Source organism: Psychrobacillus sp. NPDC058041 (assembly GCF_042885655.1).
GTDB lineage: Bacteria > Bacillota > Bacilli > Bacillales_A > Planococcaceae > Psychrobacillus.
The window spans coordinates 1-9336 of the sequence record NZ_JBHVRO010000024.1; the positions used below are offsets into that span (position 1 = coordinate 1).

The following is a 9336-nucleotide window of genomic DNA, read 5'->3' on the forward strand; positions in this document are numbered from 1 at the left end:
CAATGCCACCTACAAAAACACTTATTCTGTAACATTGACCAATCAATTTACACCCATCATTTTGATAATCCTGCTGAAAAGGAACGAAATGATATCTGGTGGATAGAACCTGACGGCTCGAATATTAAGGAAGTTTTAACTGATATTAAAAAATCATTTTTAATCGATTTGAAAAGTTTTATAAAGCAATGTATTTTGCAGAGCATTTAAAGGATAAACAGAAATTTAACAAGTACAAAGCTTTGTTAGAACAAGGGCAAAAAAGAATAGATACGTTATTCAACTAACGTTGTGCTTTACTTCAAGAAGGAGTAAAGCCTTTTTTTTGTTGAACTAAAGGTGCAGGTTAGTTTAAGAAGGACAATAACTTTGTGGTTATATTAAATAAAATTAAAAGGCTGCCTCATTAGGTAACCTTTTAATTCTTTTTATTTTTATAAGAAAATCCTTTTTCAATAATATAAACACTTTTAGCCGATGATAATAGAGGGATTGATTCGTCCACTCCCCCATCTATTTCCACAATTACCGTATCACCTATTGTAAGTTCTTCTAGTACAGTATTATCAGCAGTTAGTGAAATATATTTATCTACATCATACTCTATTAAAAATGCATTTAGATTTATCTCTGTAACCTCCCCCCTAAAGTCTTCTTTAATTCTTATAATCTTTGAACTTTCGTTCTTACCCTCACATCCTGCTATTAGGAATAATAAAAATATACACAGCAAGAGGAATTATTGCCATATGAATAGAAAAGTTAATCTATGAATATTTTACTAACGAAGCAGGATAGTTCAATAAGAAAAGTTATAGTCACTTATCTTTTAAGTGATGAACAAGCGGAAAAGAATATAAGTAATTTTTTGGGGGGAAATACCTGCAAAGTACGAAAGAAAGCAGGTATTAATTTGAGGAGAACTATTATAATAATTTATCTCATTATCTTTATTACCATTACACCTGTACATGCTGATACAGGCAGCTTTCGTAATGAAATGATTCTTGAAGATATTATTTATTCATTTTTATCACCGTTGGAATTAAAAGCAATTAAAGATTATTTTGGAGAATTTTACCTATCTGATTTTTGCAAATTTATAAGGGTCAAAACAAAACCTGACCAAGCATATAGATACGAGATAACCTATCAATTCATAACCTATGAAAGAGCAATAATGCCTAGGTATCATTTGTTTACTTTAAAAGTGGAAAACAAATCTCCCACTGAATGGGTAATAATAGATGTGAAAGTAAGGAAATTAGACGAAAATGAAGATTACACCAAGATGTGTAGAAATCCAAGAGTTATTCAGTAAATAAGAAATAGAAGTTTTCATATACTTTTTCTTTAAGTACCCTTATTCAACTAACTGGTGCTTTACTAAAGATTGTTAATCCGCTTAGAAGTCTCTTTTTTTTTGTTCAAAAAGCGTTATTTCAATATGTAGTAGAATGAGTACTTTAAAAAGCAGGGAAATAATATAGTCATGTAGAAGTTGAGTAGAGTTGTATTTTTAGTAGAAAGGATGCTTGTGATGGAACCAATTATTGAGGCTAGAAATTTAATGAAATCCTATAAAAAGCGGAAGTCGAAGGAATACATTCAAGCGGTTAATGACATCTCTTTTATAGTGAATAAAGGCGAAATTGTCGGGTTACTAGGGCCTAACGGTGCTGGGAAGACGACGACAATTAAAATGATTTGCGGTTTACTCATTCCTGATGCTGGAACAATTACGATTAGCGGGATGGACAATCGCGAGAAACGCCTTGTGGCATTGCGGCATATTAGTGCAGTGTTGGAAGGGAATCGGAATTTGTACTGGCGATTGACGGTTAGGGAAAATCTTGAATATTTTGCTGGGAACCGCGGTGCTTCACGAAAAGATGTTTCTCATCAAATTGAAGTCTTGTTAACAAGCTTTCATTTAAAAGAGAAGGAAAATGAACTCGTCAATCGACTTTCACGTGGAATGCAGCAAAAACTTGCGATTGCCGTCGCAATGCTTGCGGATAGTGATGTCATATTATTGGATGAACCAACTCTTGGATTGGACGTGGAAACTGGGTATGAAGTGCGCGAATTGTTACGAACGATTGTCGATGAATACAACCGAACAATCATCATTAGCTCGCACGACATGAACGTCATTCAAGAATTATGTGATCGAACGGTGATCATTAATGACGGAAAAGTCATTGTTGACGATAAAGTGGAGAATTTGATGAAGCTATTTGAAGTTCGTGCATATTCAATAACACTCGGGGACGCTTTGAGTGAGCACCAACAAAAATTGTTGAAACAAAAATTCCCGGATTATAACTATATTACAGATTCCATGCAGCCTATCATCCAAGTTCAACTGACGAAAAGCGATGAAATTTACGAGTTATTTGACATGCTCAAAATGGGAGGAACTTCGGTCGAATCGATTGACCGCGATACGATAAATTTCGAACAAATCTTTATGAAAATAGTGAAAGGAGAAGAAGAGTATGTATTGGGCTAACCTCCTGAAGGCAAATGTTCGGAAAGAATATATCGAGTTGAAACGTTATTTGCCAAATACAATTGCAACGGTTTTTACGTTTTATTTCATTTTTTTAGGAATGTTTACGGGAATTCAGTTGATTGGCGACCCGAATATGCAAGAGGCAAACATCCAATATGCCATAGTCAACTATATTTTTTGGTTTTTAGCGATGATGGTGATGGACAGTGTCGGGTGGACGATAACAAACGAAGCAATGCGCGGAACGCTCGAACAACTTTACATGTCTCCAATGGGCGTCTGGCGAATTTTGGCGACACGACTCATCGCAACAACAGCAATATATTTTTTTATTATTGTCGGGTTACTCTACTTATCAATGGCGACAACGGGTGAATGGTTAAATATAGACGTCATTTCCATTATGCCCATCCTTATATTAACGCTCATTAGCATGTTTGGTGTAGGGTTCATGATTGCGGGAATCTCTATAATCGTCAAGCAAGTAGCAGCATTTTTACAAATACTACAATTTATTTTAGCAGCTCTAACGTTTATTCCTTTAACCGTCGCACCATTTTTTGCATTTCTTCCGTTTGTGAAAGGTGTAGATCTTGTCCGCCAAGTGATGATTCACGGTTACACATTAAGTCAGTTTACAGTGGCGGACTTTTTAATTCTCGGATTTAACGCGATTGTGTATCTTACATTAGGCCTTCTATTTTTCAATTATTGTGAACGAATTGCTATGAAAAAAGGATTGCTTGCGCATTATTAAGTGAAAAAGGGAACGGACTTGTTAAAACAGTCTGTTGCCTTTACCGGCAAGTGATTTCATTTTGGCCGAATTTTGTGGTTGATTAGTTCGATGGTTTAGAATATTTCTTATCTTACTGAACTGTTCGATATTGATCTCAATGTCAATGGAACCGTCTTTTTTCCACAAGGTAAGGAACTTCCTCTAATCTCGATATATAGCGTATTGTCTGTATTTCTTACACTATACCCCTTATAACCAATGGCACTGTCTGTTAGGAAACCTTTAACAGAAATCATCTGTTCTTCGACTACGATCTCACTTACAGCAATATTATTTGGGTTTACTGTTATTGAAGAAAACATATTTGCAACCATTCCACATGCAATGATAAATACCTTATTGAAGAAGCTGAACTCGTAATTTTATACAAAGTATTATGGGCCGATAAAGAAAGGGAATAACCTCTGTTTTATTTAGCAACCGGGCGCAATTGTTTAACAGGCGTCACTGTTCTTATTAAACTAACGGGTGCTTTAGTTCAAGATCATGAGTTGCTTAGGCAACTCTTTTTTCTTCTTGAACTAACGAAGCAGGTTAGTTGAATAAGGATTTGTTATGGAACATCTGGAAAATACTGTTCAGTACTTTATAAGGAATAATATAATAAAAATTGTGAATGTTTGCATTTTTTGTATACAATAAGGTTGCCTGAAGTGAAAAAGATAGAATAGGGGGAGAATATTATGAAAAAGAGAAATTTCATCTTTATTTTTGTAACTTTAATTTCTGTTGTTGGTTTGTATCTTTTATTAGATTTGGAAAAGGATTATAGCCAGCTTTCATTTGAAGAGTTACACGATTTGGCACAAAAAGAAGACGCAGTAGCACAAGGAATGTTAGCCTACTATTATCAAGAAGGAATAAATGTAAATATTAATTATGAAGAAAGTTTAAAATGGTATTTAGAAAGTGTTAATAATGGAAATACAACAGCTATGGTCAACTTAGGTTATCTTTATGGAAATGGAATAGGTGTAGAAAAAGATTTAACAAAAGCATTTGAATTGAATTTAAAGGCTGCTAATAGTGGAGATTCAATTGGGATGTTTAACGTAGGCAAGAAATATGAGATGGGTATTGGGATAGCTAAAGATACTTCGAAAGCTAATTATTGGCTGGAGAAATCCGAATCAACAAAGGGAAGATAATATAATAGTCCTGTTGGTAATTCGGAGCGTGCTTCTTTCTTGTTCAACTAATGGGTGCTTTAGTTAAATCAAGAGGCTACCTGTAAGGGTAGGCAATTGTGTTATATCTAGCAGGATTGTTTGTTCTATTTACAGTTATCAAAGTAGCTGTGACTAAAGGTATTAACAATTCAATAATTGGAGAAATGTTTGAGAAACAATATGGAAAAAGAGATAAAGAAAAAGGAATTAGTGAATTGTTGGAGAAATACGGCGAAATAGAAGATGATGATAAGTAAAAGTAAATTGGAGGACAGATAATGAAAAAAAGAATAAGAATGAAAATAGCAAAGAAGTATAGAGGAGAATTGGTGTGGGCAATTTATTATGGTCAACTGGAAAAAGTAAAGCGGTTAATCAGTTCTGGAATAGACGTGAATGAATCGGATGAAGATGGACGTACAGCAATTCACTGGGCGACGCAGGAAGGGAAGCTAGATATCATTCAACTACTTCTCTCAGTAGGTGTCTGTATTAATGTAAAGGACGAAAATGGGCATTCACCTCTATATCAAGCAGCTGCCGACGGGAATATACAAGTTGTTAAATATCTATTAGAGAACGGTGCTTATATTGAAATAAAATCGAATGACGATACTACGCCTTTGATAATTGCAAGTTGTTACGACCACCTAGAAACGGTGAAGTTGCTCATAGAAAGAAGTGCGGATATTAATGCAAAAGATGACGAAGGAAATACTGCACTCTCATATGCAAAGGAATATGGTAATGAAGAAGTCGCTATTTTTCTACAAGAGCAAGGAGGGGCGAAATAGTCTTATTGTAAACTCAATCGTTCTTCAACTAACGGGTGCGTTAGTTAAAGATCAATGAGCTGCATAGAAGGCTTTTGTTTCTTATTGAACTAACGGAGCAGTTTAGTTTAAGAATGTAAACCTAGATTTAAACCTAATATATATAGATTGAAATATATGTTATTATTTATATAAAAGAAAGTGAGAGTGAAAATATGAATATTAGAGTAGCAAGTGAATTAGATTACCCTGATTTAAGACTGATATACTTAGAATCTCGTCGTAAAAGTTTTCATTGGGCAGATATAGAAGAAATGACTTTAGAAGACTTTGATAAGCATACTGAAGGTGAGTATATAATTTTAGCAGAGGAAGATTCTCATATCCTTGGATTCGCTTCTTTGTACCTGCCAGATAATTTTATACATAATTTATTTGTTCACCCTGATTTCTCGGGTAAAGGCGTTGGTGGTCAATTGGTTAATGCATCCATAGAAAAAATGAATAAACCATTAAGATTGAAATGTGTATCTGAAAATCAAAAAGCGATGAAGTTTTATGAGAATAATGGATGGAAGAAAATTGTTGAAGAAGGTAAACCAGAAGAAAAATATTGGGTTATGGAATATGAATAAAATCAATAATTGAGGCCTGTTTTATTTTTTTTGATGTTAAACTAACGGGTGCTTTAGTTAAATATTCGCTTACCGAAATAATCAATCTGTATTACAAAAAGCCCTATACAGGAATAAAAAATAGCCCCTTTTTGAACAATCTTTGTTCAAAATAGGGGTTATGATTTTCTATTAGAATCAGCATTTGTAGCTGTGTTTTAATCAATCTTTATTCCAAACCAACAAAAGCGCTAAGTAAATTGAAGTTTGGCCACATTGATCCTATTGGTTATTAACTAACTTTTATTTTACTAAATAACAGCATTACATCAAAGTAGTTGTACAACCATTTTACCGTGCTGTTTTTTTGGATTGAAAATACCTTTGTGATTGTACACCTAAATTAAAAACCGCTGCCAATGCGGCAAATATCCAAATATTTACCTGTACGTTATCTATTTGAATTGGTGTATTGAACAGCATAAAAATATAAATGGTAAACATCGATGATGTAAAGCATGAAAGAATGAATTGACCCTTTAATGATTTGACCATAATAGCACCCCTTATGTTAACTATACTCATAGAAATGTTAACACATTAATAGTGATAAATAAATTTTAATATTCAAAAAATGGGGATTTTTTAAATAGAACAGTTAGTGTGTTCTATAGGAATGTCAAAATATTTGTTATAGTGTTTTGAACAATTAGCGTTAAAAGTTGTATTACAATAAGAACAAGTTATATTGTGTAGATATTCGTTAATCGTTAATTCCTTTTTACATACCCCACAAAGAATGGCTATGCGAGTGGTGTTCTGTATTAATCAGAGACGCTTTTCACTAACGGGCGCTTTACTTCAAGAAGGAGTAAAGCCTTTTTTACTTATTTAACTAACGGGGCAGGTTAGAGGTTCCCTTCTACTCGACTAGTGGGAAGCAAATTAATAAATTTTATATAAAAAACGTCATTTTTAATAGTAAAAATAACGTTTTTTTTCTACTTATCACTTTTTCATTTCAATCTCAATTCTCTTTGCTAAGTCGGATGATACCTTATTTAAATACTCCATAACTTTCTTTCTAATATCATCAGATATGACTTTCAAATCACTAGCTAAATTTTCGACAAGATGTTCTTTTTCTATTTGAGTTAACATCGTATAGAATTCACCAGCTTGCCCGAAATCATCTTGCTTTGTTATAGAAGTTCTTTCTAGTTTGCCTTCAATATATCTTCCATCTCCACTTGTAATTTGATTAGCTGGTGTCCAATTTTGCTGTTGGTTGACCAGTAATTTACGAAATTCAGCTCCAATTCTTCTTCTTTGAGAATCACTATAAATATTGGCACGGCCCTGAAGTATTTTATCATATGATAATTCTGCGCCGTCTAGTAAATTAGAAGGTGAAAAGGCTACTTTTTCTACTTGTTCAATATAATTATCAGGATTTTTATTTAATACCATATTGCCTACTGCTATTAGGGGATACTCTTTTTCATCCCATACTTTTGTATCGTCTAAAGGATCATAAGAAAGATTAGCTTCATCCTTTGGGTCCATGAGCTGGACATATAAGCTATATTCCACCGGTTTACCACCCGCAATTTCATCGTATAAATCTTTACCAGCATAATCAGGATTATCAGCGGCTAGTCTATTTGCTTCTTCACGACCAATGTATTGTACACCTTCAGATGGGTACCAGTGATATTTAACGTACTTTCTAATTCCTTGTTCATTTCTCCAAACATATGTATTTACACTATGTCCTGAAATGTGGCGATAACTTTTTACCGTACCAGCATTAGAGAATAAACGTACAACAAAATGAATCGATTCAGGTGCTCTTGCTACAAAGCTCCAAAACCTATCAGGATCAATTAAATTATTTTTTGGTGAAGGTAAGAATGCATTAATAGATTCCGGAAATCGTATCGCATCACGAACAGAAAAGACAGGAATGTGATTACATAAAAGGTCAAAAACGCCTTCTTCTGTATAAAATTTTGTAGCAAAGCCACGCACATTTCTAGAGGTATCAGGTGTTCCTTTCGTACCGGCAGCTAACGAAAAACGAACCGTAACAGGAACTGTCTGAAAAGAATTTTGTAAAAAATTCAGTTTTGTATGTTCGGACATAGAATATATCGTTTGAAAATAACCAAATGCTCCAAATCCTTTTACATGAACAGGTCTTTCTAAAATCTTTTCATGAATAAATTCTTGTAAGGTTTCGTGTAGTACACCATCTTGTTCCAGTACAGGTCCCCCAGACCCGATCGTTTGGGAATGAGGTTTAGCCAGCTCATCATCAGTCCAATTGGAGAGTTCTTGATTCTCATAATGGCTTTCCTCTAATAGCATTTGCCTTTTTTTTTGATGTTCTTCATTCATTACAAAACCTCCAAAAATTAATTTCCATCAATCGTTACTATATATGATTTTTAAGACTCGAATATGTATCTTATTTTCAGCATTCATTAGAAATATAGTTTAAAGTTAGAAGCATTTTTCAGGGAATTGTAAAAAGTGAAATTGAACTGAAATGTGAATAAAACACTAGTTAACGAAAAACACACATCAAGGACTTGAATTATCGATAGATGAGAATCTTTTATAATGATGACTTTATTAAACTAATTGGAGCTTAGAAAAGAAAAAAACGCTTGGAGAAATATTCTCTAAGCGTCTTTATGTTATTAATAATTAGAATGTTAATTCGTTATATTCAACCCACTTTTCTTTTTCTAGCTCTACTGCTTGATTTTACCACTCAAACCAGGAAAAAAATATAATGTAAAAACAATACTGGTTGAGCCTTTTAGCATCGACTATAGATTTGAAAACATGGGTAAAAAGTATATACCTAATTTATTAATTATTTATGAATATGGTACAAAAGTTATTGTAGAAATAAAATTTAGTAGCGAAATTTCAGAACAGAAAAACCAACAAAAATTTGATGCAACTTTAAGGTATGCAGAAAATAATAATATGCATTTTATTATTCGAGGTATGAACATTCAAGAAAGTGGCTATAAAAAAACTGGAGTGTTTGGTTGGGTAGAAAAATATAGTTTCTGCGTTTTCTTATTTGCAGCGATCTCATTAAATATCTATAATCTCATCTTAGGTTCTCCTATTATTGGATGTGATTCAAAAGAGTGGGGTATCTTTATATTATTAGCAATTTCCCCTGAAAATTAATTCCAAAAAATCATGAGAGTTTGTGAAAGGATGTACTTAAACTAACGGGTGCTTTACTTCAAGAAGGAGTATAACATTTTTTCTTATTGAGCTAACGACGCAGTTTAGTGAAATAAGGAATGACTTTTTAAAAGGGTTCTTTCGCTATATAGATACGGTGGAAAATAAATGAAGAGAAGCTCTATCCTCTCATTGGGAATTGGATTATTTCTTGCTGGTGCTGTATTCCAAATTCAACATATATCCAAAT

12 protein-coding genes are annotated in these 9336 nt (G+C 33.4%); 9 read left to right on the forward strand and 3 right to left on the reverse strand.

Features of this window, described 5'->3' with window-relative positions:
- Nucleotides 1-210, forward strand: a 210-nt coding sequence (locus tag ACFVR1_RS19395; RefSeq protein ID WP_387586335.1) for a hypothetical protein, incomplete at its 5' end; no start/stop codon positions are given.
- A 208-nt stretch (nucleotides 211-418) separates the two neighbouring features.
- On the opposite strand, the gene ACFVR1_RS19400 is transcribed toward ACFVR1_RS19395, so the two are convergent.
- Nucleotides 419-733 carry a DUF3221 domain-containing protein gene (locus tag ACFVR1_RS19400; RefSeq protein WP_387586336.1) on the reverse strand — a complete coding sequence of 105 codons (315 nt, stop codon included), beginning with the start codon at nucleotides 731-733 and terminating at the stop codon, nucleotides 419-421.
- Nucleotides 734-769: 36 nt separating this feature from the next.
- On the opposite strand from ACFVR1_RS19400, the gene ACFVR1_RS19405 reads away from it, so the two are divergent.
- The 7 genes from ACFVR1_RS19405 (at nucleotide 770) to ACFVR1_RS19435 (ending at nucleotide 5894) form a co-directional block, all read left to right on the forward strand.
- Entirely contained in the window at nucleotides 770-1321 is a 552-nt protein-coding gene (locus tag ACFVR1_RS19405; protein WP_387586337.1) for a DUF3888 domain-containing protein, read from the forward strand.
- 219 nt (nucleotides 1322-1540) lie between these two features.
- Complete coding sequence (locus ACFVR1_RS19410) at nucleotides 1541-2515, forward strand: ABC transporter ATP-binding protein (protein ID WP_387586338.1); 975 nt, start codon at nucleotides 1541-1543, stop codon at nucleotides 2513-2515.
- Nucleotides 2502-3275 carry an ABC transporter permease gene (locus tag ACFVR1_RS19415; RefSeq protein WP_387586339.1) on the forward strand — a complete coding sequence of 258 codons (774 nt, stop codon included), beginning with the start codon at nucleotides 2502-2504 and terminating at the stop codon, nucleotides 3273-3275. Before ACFVR1_RS19410 ends, ACFVR1_RS19415 begins: the two co-directional genes overlap by 14 nt.
- A 725-nt stretch (nucleotides 3276-4000) precedes the next feature.
- Nucleotides 4001-4465, forward strand: coding sequence for a tetratricopeptide repeat protein (locus ACFVR1_RS19420; RefSeq protein ID WP_387586340.1), 465 nt, complete (start codon nucleotides 4001-4003; stop codon nucleotides 4463-4465).
- A 98-nt stretch (nucleotides 4466-4563) separates the two neighbouring features.
- Nucleotides 4564-4743 (forward strand): hypothetical protein, encoded by a 180-nt coding sequence (locus ACFVR1_RS19425; RefSeq protein ID WP_387586341.1) that lies wholly within the window; start codon nucleotides 4564-4566, stop codon nucleotides 4741-4743.
- A gap of 21 nt (nucleotides 4744-4764) precedes the next feature.
- On the forward strand, nucleotides 4765-5280 hold the full coding sequence (locus ACFVR1_RS19430; protein WP_387586342.1) for an ankyrin repeat domain-containing protein: 516 nt from the start codon (nucleotides 4765-4767) through the stop codon (nucleotides 5278-5280).
- Nucleotides 5281-5474: 194 nt separating this feature from the next.
- The gene (locus ACFVR1_RS19435; RefSeq protein WP_387586343.1) at nucleotides 5475-5894 is read left to right on the forward strand and encodes a GNAT family N-acetyltransferase; all 420 of its coding nucleotides are present in this window, start codon (nucleotides 5475-5477) and stop codon (nucleotides 5892-5894) included.
- Between the two features lie 330 nt (nucleotides 5895-6224).
- Here ACFVR1_RS19435 and ACFVR1_RS19440 read toward each other — a convergent pair whose 3' ends face one another.
- Both ACFVR1_RS19440 and ACFVR1_RS19445 read right to left on the reverse strand, forming a co-directional pair.
- Nucleotides 6225-6428, reverse strand: a complete 204-nt coding sequence (locus ACFVR1_RS19440; protein ID WP_151700216.1) for a hypothetical protein — start codon at nucleotides 6426-6428, stop codon at nucleotides 6225-6227.
- A 453-nt stretch (nucleotides 6429-6881) separates the two neighbouring features.
- Complete coding sequence (locus ACFVR1_RS19445) at nucleotides 6882-8273, reverse strand: catalase (protein ID WP_387586344.1); 1392 nt, start codon at nucleotides 8271-8273, stop codon at nucleotides 6882-6884.
- 366 nt (nucleotides 8274-8639) lie between these two features.
- Here ACFVR1_RS19445 and ACFVR1_RS19450 point away from each other — a divergent pair, with 366 nt between their 5' ends.
- Nucleotides 8640-9086, forward strand: coding sequence for a TnsA endonuclease N-terminal domain-containing protein (locus ACFVR1_RS19450; RefSeq protein ID WP_387586345.1), 447 nt, complete (start codon nucleotides 8640-8642; stop codon nucleotides 9084-9086).
- Nucleotides 9087-9336: the final 250 nt, after the last annotated feature.